Consider the following 13,884-nt stretch of genomic DNA (forward strand, 5'->3'; position numbering starts at 1 on the left):
CTATATAAGGGGGCTGTGATTTCCACTCCAGGGGGACTTCGCGGCCGGGTGCTGAGCCAGCAGGCTTCGCCATTGCCTCACCTGTCCCTTCCTGCCGCAGGAGTCGCCCCTTCCACTGCAATCACAGCTGTGCAAATATGCAGGAGTATTTATATAAACGATAATCGTCTGTATTACTCTCATTAAGAAAAATCAAAAGCCCCCAGTTCCAATAAAGGAACTGAGGGCTTTTTGCAAGACAAAATTGTAAGTAATACTGAGCGGACCCTTGGAGTACAGGGCGAAGACCCCCGCCCCGGGAAAGGACAGATGAGACCCCGCAGGCGTAGCCGAGGAGGCTCATCGTCCGGGGGCAGGAAAGCGAAGTCCTGTACGTAAAGGGTCCGCGGTTCTAATGCGACACTTTATTCATACCTGAAAACATCACTGGACAGGTATCTTTCACCTGTATCACACGCAATAAACACCACAAATGAATCTTCAGGGAGCGTTTTTGCTACTTCTAAAGCTGCGTAGCAGGCAGCACCTGATGAAGGTCCAACAAGAATCCCTTCCTCACGCGCAAGGCGTCTTGTAATGTCATATGCCTGCTCATCTTCAATCTTGTGGATCTTATCATACACATCCTGATTCAAAATATCCGGAATAAAGCCCGGGCTTGTCCCAACAAGCTTGTGCTTACCGGGCTTTCCGCCTGAGAGTACAGGAGAGCCTGCAGGTTCAACGACATGCACCTGGAGATCTTTATACTTTTCTTTTAATACTTCACCGGTACCTGTAATTGTACCGCCTGTGCCTGCTGTCGCGACAAATGCGCTGAGCGGCTTTCCAAGCTGGTCAGCTGCCTCGATAATTTCAAGCGCAGTTGATTTTCTGTGTGCATCAGGGTTCGCGAAGTTTTCAAACTGCATCGGTACAAATGCGCCGTCGATTTCCTTCGCGAGTTCATTGGCTTTTTTAATCGCACCAGGCATTTTTTCATCGCCTGGTGTAAGTACCACTTCAGCGCCATATGCTTTTAATAGATTAATTCTCTCAGCCGTCATTGTATCCGGCATCACCAGGATGGAGCGATAGCCTCTTGCTGATGCATTCATCGCAATACCAATTCCTGTATTGCCGCTCGTCGGTTCAATAATTGTTGAACCTTCTTTTAAATAACCGGCCTTTTCAGCTTCTACAATCATATTAAAAGCTGCACGGTCTTTTACACTTTTACTCGGATTATAATATTCAAGTTTTGCATAAACCGTGGCACCTTTTTCAGGCTGCAGACGGTTCAGTTTGACAAAGGGAGTATCCCCAATCAGTTCTGCAATATTGTTAACGACTTTCATCATCATCATCCTTTCAAGACAGTTACGTGTTTTCATTCTACCTTTTCATACGTCAGGATTCAATTTAGACTGTCCAGACTGCAAAAAAACGATATAATGAAGCCAATACCAAATGATGGAGGTCTGTCATGGATAACCACTATTTTGTTGCATGTACATTATCTGATGAAGTAAAAGAAACACTACATAACATTCGTCAGTCCTTTTTAACAGAAGAGGCTTTTAAGAAAGTCACAGACCAGGCTGACCTTCATATCACACTGTCATTTCTCGGTGCTGTATCTGAGCAGCAGCTTAATATTGTCTGTGAAGCGCTCGATAAAAAGATAAAGGAGCGTCAGACATTCCAGGTAGTGTTCGATCACATACATACTTTTGGACCGAAAGATTCACCACGCGTATGGTGGGCAGGGCCGCGGGAATCAACCGAACTATCTTCTTTATATGACTGTGTACAGTCAGCAGTCAGTGTAATTGAAAAAGGTGAAAGCAGACCTTTCAGGCCGCATGTGACGCTTGCGAAAAAATGGAAAGGTGAAGCAGCAACTGTATACAGAGGTTCCCTAGACCCTGTATCGGCGCAAATCACCGAAGTGAGGGTATATAAAATTCATCCCGGACATTCTCCAATGTATTCAACCTATCAATCATTTCAGCTAAAAGAAAGCGGTGAAAATAATGGCACAGCTGATTAAGCTGCAGGACTATGTGTCACGTTACGAAAAAGATATGATCCGCTATCCTTCTCAATATGTCAGACTGAAAAAACAGCAGTGGACAAAGATTAAGAAGCAGTGGGAAGATGGTGACTTTTATTTAAATAAAGATGAAGTTCAGCGCTTCAGAGAAGAAGTTGAAGGGAAAGATGGAATTCTGAAACGCTTCAAAAAGATTCTCGTCAGGCATGAGGAAGAACCTGATGATCCGGTGGAACCTGCTGAAAGCGATGATTTGTCTTTTGAGCCTTCCGTTTACTATAAGCCGGAAACACTTGACGATCTGAAGCACCTGTATCTCGATCAGCTGTTGCAGTTTCAGCTTACATGGGCAAGCTCAACTCTGACAGAAAAATCTTATGTTGATTCGAAATATCACCGTGATGATCAATTGAAGTTTTTTCTGCAGCGGTTTCCGGATACTTTTTTATTGATGTATGAGCCGATTCTCCTGCTGAAAAAAGCACCGGTTGAACTTGAAATCCTGCTTTTTACACCAACCGGCCTTTGGTGTATTTCAATGCTTGAAGAGGGAGAAAACACAGTGTTTGTAGGCTCCACGGAGCGGTTCTGGAAGGTGAAAAAAGGAGAAAGCGAGCACACGCTTTTAAATCCTTTAATTTCGCTGGATCGTACTACTTCTATTCTCCAGCAGATTTTTGATAAAAATGAAGTGGATTTTACGATTCATAAAGCAGTATTATCTAGAACAGGCTATCTGGATTTTCCTGATATACCGTATGGCTATAAAGTAATTGATAAAAGAAATATTGAAAAATGGCATGATCAGCAGCGGACAATGTCTTCACCGTTTAAGCATATGCAGATGAAAGCAGCGCGTGCTGTCATTGAATATACGCAAACGACTTCAGTGAAGCGGATGGAATGGAATGAAGCGGCTGATGACCTACTATCGGAGGATGGCGAATGAAACTAATCGCCATTTTTAATCCGAATGCAGGAAAAGGAATCAATCAGCATCAGCTGACCATGCTTTCAGGCTTGCAGAAAGCCGGGGTTGAAATATGGATGACAAGAGCAAAGCATGATGCTGAAAGACGGATACGGGAATGGTGCGCGTCAAATCCATCTGAGGAAGTCTGTTTTATTGTATCAGGCGGTGATGGAACAATGCATGAGACAGTGAATGGTGCAGCCGGGCATCAGCATGCTGTGTTTGTATCAATCCCTGCAGGATCAGGAAATGATTTTGCCAGACATTTCGGTGGCTTTAAGCTGGATAAGCAGCTGCCTGAATACTTAAAGCTAATATCAATTGAGAATCACGATGTTATCCGCTATGAAATGAATGGAACCAGATCAGCAGTAAGTAATATGGGAGCGGGATTTGATGCGGAAGTCGCATATGCTGCCAATCAATCCAGAATTAAAAAGGTACTAAATAAATTATCTATTGGAAAGATCGTATATGTTGTCTTTTTAGTGCGGTTGCTTTTCACATTTAAACCATATACGCTGAACATGACAGCAAACAATCAGAACTATCAATTTAACAGGGTTTGGTTTATGACGATCTCCAACCAGCCGTATTTTGGCGGCGGGATGAAAATCGCCCCGTCTGCAGACAGTCAGGATGGAGAGCTTGATATCACGATTGTTCACGGTCTGTCCAGAATGAAGTTCTTACTCGTGTTTGTCAGCGTATTTAAAGGCACACACACGAAATGTAAAGAAGTAAGCCTGATCCGTTCAAAACAAGTAATTTGTCGAACTGAAACAGATGTCAGGGTGCATGCAGATGGGGAAGACAACGGTCTGCTGAAAAAGGGTGAACCCCTAAAAGCAGCGGCTGCACCGCTTGAAATCCGGACCGCAGCTAAGTTAACTCTTGACGAATCATAGGGAAAAACGATAATATTTTAAAAGGATAGCGCTTTGTCTAGCTGCTATCTTTTTCTATTCTATGAATGATGAAGATCTTAAACCACTCCGCTATAGAAGGTGAATGAATTGGAACATTTATTTGATGATCAGGACTGGGAGATCATGTCTGCAGGAGGCGCTTCTGGTGAAGCCTTTTTCGCAAGATATCATGAACAGAAGCTTTTTCTTAAGCGCAACTCATCACCTTTTTTAGCTGTACTATCAGCGGAAGGAATTGTGCCAAGGTTAAAGTGGACAAAGCGGCTTGAAAACGGTGATGTGATTACAGCACAGCACTGGCTGAACGGTCGTGAGCTTCATGCAGATGAGATGAACGGTCCCCGAATCGCGAAAATGCTGAAAAAAATTCATAGCTCCAGGCCATTAACTTCTATGCTGCAAAGACTGGGAAAGGAACCATATGACCCTTCTCTTATGTATGAGGAAGTAGCCGATACGCTTGATACTGATTTGAAGTATCTGCCGCCTGTAAGAGAAGCACTCTCTTTTTTACGTTATCATCTTGATGGCATTTCTGCGGAAAGCTATGTCGTTTGCCATGGAGATGTGAATCATAATAACTGGCTTTTATCTGATGTGAATGAATTATTTTTGATAGATTGGGATGGCGCCATGCTTGCTGATCCTGCTGTTGATGTTGGTATGCTTTTATACTGGTATGTACCTGAGCAGGAATGGAGCAGCTGGATGTCTCATTACGGCGAAGAGCTGACGGATGATTTCAGACTTCGTATGAAATGGTATGTCGTATGCCAGGCGCTTGTCATGCTGCAGTGGCAGAAGGACAAAGGCAGGCTGCACGATGTAACAAAGTGGATGAACTTTCTCCAGCGCACCCAAAAGAAAGAAAACCCGAAGTAGCCTGATTCTTTTCTGGCAACAACAGAAGAGTACAGGCTATTTTTGATTTCAGATTATACAAACCGCTGCCCCTTTCCATGCAGGAATTCGCTTTCCGCGGCCGGGCGGTGAGCCAGCAGGCTTCGCCATTGTCTCATCTGTCCTTTCCTGCCGCAGGAGTCTTCGTCCTGCATTCCAGGGGTCAGCTGGATTTACAATTGAAACTATTTTTAGTAAAAATATTAAAACAGAATAAAGGAGCTTATTATTATGAGAGCAAGGAATAAGCCGTGGGCAGAAGATCACTTAAAATCGCATCCGCAATATGTGCCTGCTGAGCCTGTATCACATAAAGGAAATTGGAAGACAGAAGTGTTTGGCAACGAAAACGAACTGCATATTGAAGTAGGTTCAGGTAAGGGCAGGTTCATTACTGAAATGGCCAAAATGCACCCTGACGTGAATTATATCGCTATTGAGCTGTCTGAAAGTATTGCCATCAGCGCACTTGATAGAATGATTGAAGCAGATATCCCGAATGTGAAGCTGCTGACAATCAATGCAGAGATCCTCGGTGACGTTTTTGAAAGAGGCGAGGTTGACCGCGTCTATCTGAACTTTTCTGATCCATGGCCAAAGACAAGACACGAAAAGCGCCGTCTGACATTTAAAAAGTTCCTGGACCTTTATAAAACAGTTCTTCCTGAAAATGGAGAGATCCATTTTAAGACAGATAACAGGGGACTGTTTGAGTATTCACTGCAGAGCTTTTCAGCCTATGGTCTGCTGCTGACGTATGTCAGCCTGGACCTTCATAACAGTGATTTTGAAGGTAATGTCATGACAGAGTATGAAGAAAAGTTTTCTTCAATGGGGCAGCCGATCTACCGCTGTGAAGTGCGTTACCAATAATGTTGAATCCGTTCTTTCTTTTTAAAAAGGGGGGCGGATTTTTTGTTATGTATGGGCGGACTACTACAAGTTCTGACTGGACTGCTACAAGTTCTGCGCTAATTGCTACAACCTCCCGGGTGTATCGCTACAACCTGCATGTAGTAACATGCAACTTCACACGATTTTGCTACAACCCCAGACCGTGAACCAATCCTTTTTTAGCAAAGACTTCCCTTCTGTGATAATATGTAAGCGTATACATAAGGAGGCGATCAAAATGGATTCTTTTAAGTTTGGTGATTGGGAACTTTACTGGCTTGATGGAGGAATAACGAATATGGATGGCGGCGCGATGTTTGGGGTTGTACCTAAACCGCTCTGGTCAAAAAAATATCCGGTGAATGAAAAGAATCAGATTGAGCTTGTCACTGAGCCGCTGCTTGTTCGAACGGGAGATAGAAATATCCTGATCGATGCAGGTGTCGGGACCGGTAAATACGATGAGAAAAAGAAGCGGAATTACGGTATTACACGCGAAGCGTCGATTGAACGCTCGCTCAGCGAACTGAATCTGACAGTTGAAGATATTGATACAGTTGTGATGACGCACATGCATTTCGATCATATTGGCGGTTTAACAACGCCAGAAGGTGAGGGAATGAAATCTGTATTTCCGAATGCGTTGATCCTCGCAAGTGAAACAGAGTGGAATGAAATCAGGAATCCGAATATCAGATCCAGAAATACATATTGGACAGAAAACTGGGAAGCGATTCAGGAGCAGGTGACAACATTTACAGAAGAACTGGAAGTACTTCCTGGCATGACGATGATTCATACAGGTGGTCACAGTGACGGTCACTGTATCGTAAAGATGGAACAAAACGATGAAGTGATCCTCCACATGGCGGATTTAATGCCAACTCATGCCCATCAGAATCCATTATGGGTGCTTGCATACGATGATTATCCGATGACATCAGTTTTTGCGAAAGAAAAGTGGGTAAAAGATGGACTGAACAACGGCTGGTGGTTCAGTTTCTACCACGACGCCCACGTCCGTATGATCAAATGGAATGAAACAGGTAAAGAAGTAGCAGGTGAGCTGAAGAGAACACCATTTACGGATTGATTAAAAGTTTAATTTTATATCAATTAAATGAATGAGAGAATCCTGAGGTGAACAGAGCAGAAGGCGGCGACTCCCTCCAGCAAGAGAAGAAGGACAGGTGAGACCCCGCAGGGCAACGTTCGAGGAGGTCCGATTGAATCGGAGCCAGAACTGGCTCACGGGGAAAGCGTCCGCCTGAAGCGCAGCGGAATGATTAAAGGAGGCCCGGATTGAATCCAGGCCTCCTTTTACATTATATTTTATATACATCCATCACTGTGCCTGTTCTCGCATCAGCAATAAACTCAAATTGTTCCAGTTCACTGCCGTGGTGACGGGAAATGCCTCCACGATACACTTTGCTTTTTACTGCAAGTACCTGATGATCTTCTGGGTTCATCTGAATCCAGGAGCCGTCAATCGGACCTTCCTGCTTAAATTGATCTTTCACATTTTGAAGAACTTTCTCGGCAGAAACCTGATTCGATTGTACTGCATTTGTGCCTTGACTGATCACAACACCGGCTGTTAAGCCTACTGCTGCTCCAAGCGCTGCATCTTTCCAATTCATATGATTCACCTCCGGATATTCAACTACATTTTAGTATAGCGGATTCGCATCAACTATGCACATGAAAAAAGAGCAACATCTTCCAATTTTAATCCTTCAAGTGGAAAGGTGAAAGAAAGTTCTGTAAAATGAAATGGAATGCATATATGAAAGGAAGTATACATAATGAATCAGGATACACTTACGTTATTTAAACAATTAACAGAACTGCCGGGTGCGCCGGGTAATGAGTATGCGATTAGAAAACTGATGAAACAGGAGCTGTCCAAGTACTCAGATGAGATTGTACAGGATGGTCTTGGCAGTATTTTCGGTTTGAAAAAGGGGCCTGAAGATAGTCCTGTCGTGATGGCAGCCGGGCATATGGATGAGGTTGGATTTATGGTGACGGGCATTACGGAAAATGGGATGATCCGTTTTCAGACGCTCGGTGGCTGGTGGAGTCAGGTGCTGCTTGCACAACGTGTTGAAATCGTCGCAAATGATAAAAAAATTACGGGTGTGATCGGGTCTATTCCTCCTCATCTGTTAAGTGAAGATAAGCGTGCAAAGCCGATGGATATTAAAAATATGCTGATTGATGTTGGAGCTGATGATAAAGCAGATGCTGAATCAATGGGGATCCTGCCTGGTCAGCAAATTGTTCCTGTATGTCCTTTCACGCCGATGGAAAATAAGAAAAAGATTCTTGCAAAAGCATGGGATAACCGCTATGGCTGCGGAATTTCGATTGAACTTTTAAAAGAGCTTCAGAATGAACAACTGCCAAACACTTTATACAGCGGTGCAACTGTTCAGGAAGAAGTGGGCTTAAGAGGTGCACAGACTGCTGCGAATCTGATTAAGCCTGATATTTTCTTTGCAATGGATGCAAGTCCTGCAAATGATATGACAGGTGATAAAAATGAATTTGGTCAGCTTGGAAAAGGGACGCTTCTCCGTATTCTTGACCGCAGTATGGTCACTCATCGCGGCATGAGAGAATTCGTTCTTGATACAGCGGAAACAAATAACATTCCTTATCAGTACTTTGTATCTGCAGGTGGAACGGATGCAGGACGCGTACATATTTCAAATGAAGGTGTACCAAGTGCTGTTGTCGGAATCTGCTCAAGATATATTCATACATCTGCTTCAATGATTCATATCGATGATTATGCAGCGGCGAAAGAACTGCTTGTGAAGCTTGTAAAATCATGTGATAAGTCAACAGTTGAGACGATCAGACAGGGGTCATAATCATGAATCTGGCTGTCGGTACACAGAATAAGGCGAAAGTTCAGGCAGTTGAAAACTGCTGGACTTTCGGCGAAGTAAAAGGCTTTAAAACAGAATCGGGTGTGAAAGATCAGCCTTTTGGGCATGACGAAACGAGGCAGGGTGCCATCAATCGTGCGATAAATGCAGCAGCTCTCTATCAGGGGGCTGCCGGCATTGGACTTGAGGGTGGAGTAGCCGAAACAGCAGATGGTCTCTATATATGTAACTGGGGTGCTTTAGTAGTGCCTGATTTTAAAGAACCATTTACTGCTTCAGGTGCAAGCATCAGGCTGCCTGAGGAACTTGCAGATCCGCTTCGTAAAGGACAGGAACTGGGACCGTTGATGGAGCAGTTCAGCAAACAGCGCAACATCAGGCAAAAAGAAGGCGCAGTCGGCTTTTTTACAAACGGAAGAGTGACAAGAGCACAGATGTTTGAACATATTGTTGAACTGCTGATCGGTCAGTGGGAATATGAAAAAGGCAAATAAAAAGGGATCGTCCAGGCGATCCCTTTTTATCATTATTCAGTTTCAAAAATATAAGAAACGGCTTTAAGTGCCTGTTCAGGTGTTTCTACTGTTACCGTTGCTTTGCGTGACAATTCTTTTAGTGCATGGTGCAGTTTTTCAGGACGGATCAGGATCAGCGGTTTATTCATCGTCAATGCTGCTGAAGCATCCATTGCAGTATTCCACTGTTTGTACTGTTCGCCAAATAGTGCAATCACCAAGTCTGATTTTTGTAGCAGGACCTGCGTGCGGAGATTATTAAAAGCAGATGCAGCATCGTCTTTAAAAATTGCATTCGGCTGCTCACCGAGAATTTCTTCTCCAATATCATCTGAGCGGCTGTGATTTTCCATCGGACCTGTGAAATGCAGCTTGTATGGAAGTGATTCAGCCTGTTCTTTTAACTTAGCACGCCAGTCACTGTGGATTTCTCCTGCCAGATAAATTGTCAGTTCCATCTAATCGCTCCTTTTCAATATGTAATGGATCAAGTATAACATGACAGAAATCGGGCTGGAAATTATTTGCCGGACGAAAGGGTTGTCAAAAGTTTGGTGGATTAGTATGATGGTTAGCGAACGTGTTCAAAAGGAGGAAAATCATTGAAGAAACATCTGTTTATCTTATTTATCATTTTCACATCCGCTGTACTTGCAGCTTGTAATACAACTATAGAGCAGGAAAGAGACAAATCGCTTGAGGAAGTAGAAGAGATTTTTTATGAAGAAGCAGAAAGACCGAATACAGAATTAGACGATTTGGAAGTGCACCTTCCTTATAACACTGAAGTAGCTGAAACGTCTGATCATAATGCTGTCATTGAACAAAGTAATGAGACATTTGTTCTTTTCCATCATTTAAATGAAGAAGCAGGTAATGATGTCATTTATACCATGACAGAAGCTGCTGAGGAAGAATGGCTGGTTAATGAAACGTTCGAAGAAAAAGACCGCTTCGGTTATGTACTGCTCAGACAGGTTGATGAAGAAAACTACGAACTGACAACAGGCATAGATTATGCAAAAATGACAACCATCACAAAACTTGAAGACATCAGCAGTAACGCAAAATGGATGATGGAAACTGTCAGATCAACAAAATGGAACCAGGAAAATCCGGAAGAATAGTCTTCCGGATTTTTTTATAAGCAAAATCATTTTTAACTTTACAACCTTTACACTTGTCATTACACTATTATAGGAAGGAGAGGACGGCATGGGATTTTTGAAGAAAAAAGGCATACATATTTCTTTTAAAACTTACTTAATTGATGGCTTAAGCTTTATGGCGCTTGGTCTATTCAGTTCATTAATCATCGGACTGATTATGCAGACGGCCGGTAATGAACTTGGGATTAACTTTCTGACTGAGATGGGTGTACTTGCAATGGGGCTTGCAGGACCGGCAATAGGTGCAGCTGTAGCGTACGGCTTAAAAGCACCTCCGCTTGTACTATTTGCAGGGGTCATTACAGGAGCAGCAGGCTACGCGCTTGGTGGTCCGGCCGGCGCGTATGTGGCTGCTGTTATTTCAACTGAAGCCGGGAAGCTGGTCAGCGGATCCACTAAAATTGATATTATTATTACGCCATTTGTCACAATTGCGGCAGGTTATGGAATCTCTGCACTGGTGGGTCCTGAGATTCAGTCGTTTATGCATGCAACCGGTGAAACAATTGGCTGGGCAACTGAACAGCGGCCGCTCGTCATGGGAATGCTTGTAGCAGGCTTAATGGGTCTTGCGCTTACTGCACCGATTTCAAGTGCAGCGATCGCATTGATGCTTGAATTAGATGGTCTTGCAGCAGGTGCGGCAGCAATCGGCTGCAGTGCTCAGATGATCGGATTTGCAGTGGCAAGTTACCGTGATAATAAATGGGGAGGTTCTATTGCACAGGCAATTGGAACATCTATGCTCCAGGTGCCTAATATTGTCAGGAACCCCCTCATACTGATCCCGCCAACTGTAGCAGGTGTTTTATTAGCCCCAATTGGTACGATCTGGTTCCAAATGGAGAACAATGCCTCCGGTGCTGGCATGGGTACAAGCGGATTTGTGGGGCAGATCATGACGTTTGATACGATGGGCTTTACAATGGACGTGTTATTAAAAGTAGGATTATTGCATATTATTGGACCGGCAGTGATTAGCCTGTTACTATCTCATTACATGCTAAAGGCAGGGATGATCAAGCCCGGCCAGATGAGAATTGCTACAGGAGGAATTAAACATGAAAAAGCTTGAGTCGATTGAACAATTTAACGAAATGAAAAACAGTGGAAAGCACATCTTTATGTTCTCAGCAGACTGGTGCCCGGATTGCAGAGTCATTGAACCGATTTTACCCGAGGTAGAAAGTAAGTATCCGGATTATCAGTTCATCTATGTTGATCGCGATGAGTTTATTGATATCTGTGCAGACCTGAGCGTATTTGGGATTCCGAGCTTTGTTGCATTTGAAGATGGAACAGAGACGGGAAGATTTGTCAGCAAAGACCGTAAGACACAGGAAGAAATTGAACAGTTTGTAGAAGGTCTGAAAGCTTCATAACTTAGTGACTTAAAAAGTTGTTTCAGAGTCTTAACCGTTTCGCTGCGCTTCAGGCGGATGCTTTCCGGACGGTGGTTGCTGAGCCTCCTCGGCAAGCCTGCGGGGTCTCAGCTTCCTACTAATCGTCCCGGAGTCACCGCCTTACGCTTCGCTGCACTGGAATTGCAATCGATATATTGTTTCAATAAAAATATAACTAATTTGTTCCTGTCTCTTTACTATAGTAATGCAGGGTATTAATTAATGTTTTATGTTAGCACCCCGCTCCTAAATTGAAATACTTTAGGAGTGGGGCTTTTTCGTGTACAATGAAATGCGGAGAAAAAATAAGGGAATTCAACATTTGAATGAATTATATTACCTCGTTTTAATGTTTGTATAATGGATGACTTTTGCATACATCATCTGCCATATTTATTAACTGATTTAATTCATAAGCTTTGTTAAAGAGTATTATAGTTTTCACACAGCTGTGATTGGAGCGTAAGGGGGCGACTCCTGCGGCAGGAAGGGACGTGTGAGACCGAGCATGGCGAAGCCTGCGGGCTCACCGCCCGGCCGCGGAAAGCGTCCCCCAGGAGCGGAAATCACAGCCATTTTAACAGAGTCAATTAATATTTAGGAGGGGTACCATGGCTGAGAAAATGGACTCGATAAAAATGAAAAAGATTTTGACAGAGCAGCTGGAACAACCCGGTCGTAATATCCGCTATAACCGCGAAAAAGATCAGCTGCGCGTTGAAAATGCCGATACAAAAAAAGGAATTGAAGTCTCCCTTCCGAGTGTTGTCGGAAAGTGGAATGAAAAGAAGGATGAAGCAATCGCAGAAACTGTGTATTATATAAATGAGGCATTAGCTGTGATGGGAAAAGAAACAGTCGTTGAAGAGGCAGGAAAGCAGATCTTTCCTGTCATCCGATCAACATCATTTCCTGTAGAATCATCGGAAGGGGTTCCGTTTGTATTTGACGAGCATACAGCTGAAACACGTATTTACTATGCGGTCGACCTTGGTAAAACGTACCGGATGATTGATGAGCAATTTCTTGAAAAACAGTCCTGGACAAGAGAACAGGTAAAGGAAATTGCGATGTTTAATGTACGCTCACTTGATACAGAGATGAAAAGAGATGAAGTAGCCGGAAATGTATTTTACTTCCTCAACTCGAATGATGGGTATGATGCAAGCCGGATCCTGAATGAGTCTTTCTTAAAAGAGATGTCTTCAAAAGTGGAGGGTGAGATGACAATTGCTGTCCCTCACCAAGATGTGCTGATTATTGGTGATATGCGAAATGAAACAGGTTATGACGTGCTTGCACAGATGGCGATGTCATTCTTCGCAGCTGGACATGTGCCGATTACAGCGCTATCCTTCCTCTACGAAGAAGGCGAGCTTGAGCCGGTCTTTATTTTAGGCAAAAATAAAAGTAAAAATGAAGGAGATTCAAAAGAATGAACGTATTTTATAATAAAAACGGTGTTGGAGAAGTACTAATGATTAAACTAAAGGATACGCCGCGACACTCAAAGATTTCTGAAGAAAAGGGAAATGTCGTTCAGATTAAGAACAGTGAAAATGGAGAAGTAACCGGCTATAATATTTTCGGTCAGCCAGAGCAGTCATTTCGTTCAGAAGGACCGGTAGAAATGGATGAAACAAAACTGCAGAAAGTGAATCAAATGATTCAGGAAAGCGGGTTTGATCATCAGATTGAAGCAGACTTTTCACCAAAGTTTGTGGTTGGATATGTTGAAGAAATGGAAAAGCATCCGAATGCAGACAAGCTGAACATCTGTCAGGTTAATGTAGGTGAAGAGCGTCTTCAGATTGTGTGTGGCGCACCTAATGTTGATGCAGGACAGAAAGTGGTTGTTGCAAAGGTTGGCGCAGTAATGCCTAGCGGAATGGTGATTAAAGATGCTGAGCTCAGAGGTGTACCTTCAAGTGGTATGATCTGTTCAGCGAAAGAACTCGGACTGCCGAATGCACCAGAGAAAAAAGGAATTTTAGTATTAGAAGATGGACATGCAGGAGAAGCGTTCAGCCTGTAATAGAAATCCGCTCTGTTTATATGACAGGGCGGATTTTTTCCACATCGTATACCAAAATGACCAATTTTGTTTAAACTGAGTGAAAAGAGGATAAAACCTGCTAGAATGAATGAGAACATAATAGAAAGAGT

At 43.3% G+C, this 13,884-nt stretch carries 16 protein-coding genes; 13 read left to right on the top strand and 3 right to left on the bottom strand.

Features of this window, described 5'->3' with window-relative positions; translation table 11 throughout:
* Positions 1–404 precede the first annotated feature (404 nt).
* Complete coding sequence (gene cysK / locus ACH6CZ_RS00220; protein WP_374095402.1) at positions 405–1,337, bottom strand: cysteine synthase A; 933 nt, start codon at positions 1,335–1,337, stop codon at positions 405–407.
* Positions 1,338–1,465: 128 nt separating this feature from the next.
* Here cysK and thpR point away from each other — a divergent pair, with 128 nt between their 5' ends.
* The 6 genes from thpR to ACH6CZ_RS00250 all read left to right on the top strand — a co-directional run bounded on the left by thpR (position 1,466) and on the right by ACH6CZ_RS00250 (position 6,824).
* Entirely contained in the window at positions 1,466–2,032 is a 567-nt protein-coding gene (gene thpR, locus ACH6CZ_RS00225) for an RNA 2',3'-cyclic phosphodiesterase (protein ID WP_374095404.1), read from the top strand.
* Positions 2,016–2,984: an NERD domain-containing protein gene (locus ACH6CZ_RS00230; protein WP_374095406.1), complete on the top strand. Its 969-nt coding sequence runs from the start codon at positions 2,016–2,018 to the stop codon at positions 2,982–2,984. The genes thpR and ACH6CZ_RS00230 overlap by 17 nt, the downstream gene beginning before the upstream one ends.
* Positions 2,981–3,916, top strand: a complete 936-nt coding sequence (locus tag ACH6CZ_RS00235) for a diacylglycerol/lipid kinase family protein (protein WP_374095408.1) — start codon at positions 2,981–2,983, stop codon at positions 3,914–3,916. The genes ACH6CZ_RS00230 and ACH6CZ_RS00235 overlap by 4 nt, the downstream gene beginning before the upstream one ends.
* Before the next feature lie 108 nt (positions 3,917–4,024).
* Complete coding sequence (locus ACH6CZ_RS00240; protein WP_374095409.1) at positions 4,025–4,819, top strand: phosphotransferase; 795 nt, start codon at positions 4,025–4,027, stop codon at positions 4,817–4,819.
* A gap of 249 nt (positions 4,820–5,068) precedes the next feature.
* The gene (gene trmB / locus ACH6CZ_RS00245; RefSeq protein ID WP_374095411.1) at positions 5,069–5,710 is read left to right on the top strand and encodes a tRNA (guanosine(46)-N7)-methyltransferase TrmB; all 642 of its coding nucleotides are present in this window, start codon (positions 5,069–5,071) and stop codon (positions 5,708–5,710) included.
* 259 nt (positions 5,711–5,969) lie between these two features.
* Positions 5,970–6,824 (top strand): YtnP family quorum-quenching lactonase, encoded by an 855-nt coding sequence (locus ACH6CZ_RS00250; RefSeq protein WP_374095413.1) that lies wholly within the window; start codon positions 5,970–5,972, stop codon positions 6,822–6,824.
* A 232-nt stretch (positions 6,825–7,056) separates the two neighbouring features.
* On the opposite strand, the gene ACH6CZ_RS00255 is transcribed toward ACH6CZ_RS00250, so the two are convergent.
* Complete coding sequence (locus ACH6CZ_RS00255) at positions 7,057–7,374, bottom strand: hypothetical protein (RefSeq protein WP_374095417.1); 318 nt, start codon at positions 7,372–7,374, stop codon at positions 7,057–7,059.
* Positions 7,375–7,539: 165 nt separating this feature from the next.
* Between ACH6CZ_RS00255 and ACH6CZ_RS00260 the strand changes: the two genes are divergently transcribed.
* The gene (locus ACH6CZ_RS00260) at positions 7,540–8,613 is read left to right on the top strand and encodes a M42 family metallopeptidase (protein WP_374095419.1); all 1,074 of its coding nucleotides are present in this window, start codon (positions 7,540–7,542) and stop codon (positions 8,611–8,613) included.
* 2 nt (positions 8,614–8,615) lie between these two features.
* Positions 8,616–9,125 carry a DUF84 family protein gene (locus tag ACH6CZ_RS00265; protein WP_374095421.1) on the top strand — a complete coding sequence of 170 codons (510 nt, stop codon included), beginning with the start codon at positions 8,616–8,618 and terminating at the stop codon, positions 9,123–9,125.
* Positions 9,126–9,157: 32 nt separating this feature from the next.
* Here ACH6CZ_RS00265 and ACH6CZ_RS00270 read toward each other — a convergent pair whose 3' ends face one another.
* Positions 9,158–9,604: a YtoQ family protein gene (locus tag ACH6CZ_RS00270; protein ID WP_374095423.1), complete on the bottom strand. Its 447-nt coding sequence runs from the start codon at positions 9,602–9,604 to the stop codon at positions 9,158–9,160.
* Between the two features lie 144 nt (positions 9,605–9,748).
* On the opposite strand from ACH6CZ_RS00270, the gene ACH6CZ_RS00275 reads away from it, so the two are divergent.
* From ACH6CZ_RS00275 to ytpR, 5 genes are all read left to right on the top strand, one after another.
* Entirely contained in the window at positions 9,749–10,273 is a 525-nt protein-coding gene (locus ACH6CZ_RS00275; protein WP_374095425.1) for a hypothetical protein, read from the top strand.
* Positions 10,274–10,361: 88 nt separating this feature from the next.
* Positions 10,362–11,390, top strand: a complete 1,029-nt coding sequence (locus ACH6CZ_RS00280) for a PTS sugar transporter subunit IIC (RefSeq protein ID WP_374095427.1) — start codon at positions 10,362–10,364, stop codon at positions 11,388–11,390.
* Positions 11,377–11,697, top strand: a complete 321-nt coding sequence (locus ACH6CZ_RS00285; RefSeq protein WP_374095429.1) for a thioredoxin family protein — start codon at positions 11,377–11,379, stop codon at positions 11,695–11,697. Before ACH6CZ_RS00280 ends, ACH6CZ_RS00285 begins: the two co-directional genes overlap by 14 nt.
* A gap of 644 nt (positions 11,698–12,341) precedes the next feature.
* On the top strand, positions 12,342–13,157 hold the full coding sequence (locus tag ACH6CZ_RS00290) for a DUF1444 domain-containing protein (RefSeq protein ID WP_374096481.1): 816 nt from the start codon (positions 12,342–12,344) through the stop codon (positions 13,155–13,157).
* Positions 13,154–13,753 (top strand): YtpR family tRNA-binding protein, encoded by a 600-nt coding sequence (gene ytpR / locus ACH6CZ_RS00295; protein WP_374095430.1) that lies wholly within the window; start codon positions 13,154–13,156, stop codon positions 13,751–13,753. The genes ACH6CZ_RS00290 and ytpR overlap by 4 nt, the downstream gene beginning before the upstream one ends.
* Positions 13,754–13,884 lie beyond the last annotated feature (131 nt).

Origin of the sequence: Jeotgalibacillus sp. JSM ZJ347 (genome assembly GCF_044383825.1) — a bacterium.
Classification (GTDB): Bacteria; Bacillota; Bacilli; order Bacillales; family Jeotgalibacillaceae; genus Jeotgalibacillus.

Bases quoted from the DNA above. Each gene is read 5' to 3' on its own strand.
- cysK (WP_374095402.1), bottom strand. From the start codon at position 1,337: ATGAAAGTCGTTAACAATATTGCAGAACTGATTGGGGATACTCCCTTT.
- thpR (WP_374095404.1), top strand. From the start codon at position 1,466: ATGGATAACCACTATTTTGTTGCATGTACATTATCTGATGAAGTAAAA.
- ACH6CZ_RS00230 (WP_374095406.1), top strand. From the start codon at position 2,016: ATGGCACAGCTGATTAAGCTGCAGGACTATGTGTCACGTTACGAAAAA.
- ACH6CZ_RS00235 (WP_374095408.1), top strand. From the start codon at position 2,981: ATGAAACTAATCGCCATTTTTAATCCGAATGCAGGAAAAGGAATCAAT.
- trmB (WP_374095411.1), top strand. From the start codon at position 5,069: ATGAGAGCAAGGAATAAGCCGTGGGCAGAAGATCACTTAAAATCGCAT.
- ACH6CZ_RS00250 (WP_374095413.1), top strand. From the start codon at position 5,970: ATGGATTCTTTTAAGTTTGGTGATTGGGAACTTTACTGGCTTGATGGA.
- ACH6CZ_RS00255 (WP_374095417.1), bottom strand. From the start codon at position 7,374: ATGAATTGGAAAGATGCAGCGCTTGGAGCAGCAGTAGGCTTAACAGCC.
- ACH6CZ_RS00260 (WP_374095419.1), top strand. From the start codon at position 7,540: ATGAATCAGGATACACTTACGTTATTTAAACAATTAACAGAACTGCCG.
- ACH6CZ_RS00265 (WP_374095421.1), top strand. From the start codon at position 8,616: ATGAATCTGGCTGTCGGTACACAGAATAAGGCGAAAGTTCAGGCAGTT.
- ACH6CZ_RS00270 (WP_374095423.1), bottom strand. From the start codon at position 9,604: ATGGAACTGACAATTTATCTGGCAGGAGAAATCCACAGTGACTGGCGT.
- ACH6CZ_RS00280 (WP_374095427.1), top strand. From the start codon at position 10,362: ATGGGATTTTTGAAGAAAAAAGGCATACATATTTCTTTTAAAACTTAC.
- ACH6CZ_RS00285 (WP_374095429.1), top strand. From the start codon at position 11,377: ATGAAAAAGCTTGAGTCGATTGAACAATTTAACGAAATGAAAAACAGT.
- ACH6CZ_RS00290 (WP_374096481.1), top strand. From the start codon at position 12,342: ATGGACTCGATAAAAATGAAAAAGATTTTGACAGAGCAGCTGGAACAA.
- ytpR (WP_374095430.1), top strand. From the start codon at position 13,154: ATGAACGTATTTTATAATAAAAACGGTGTTGGAGAAGTACTAATGATT.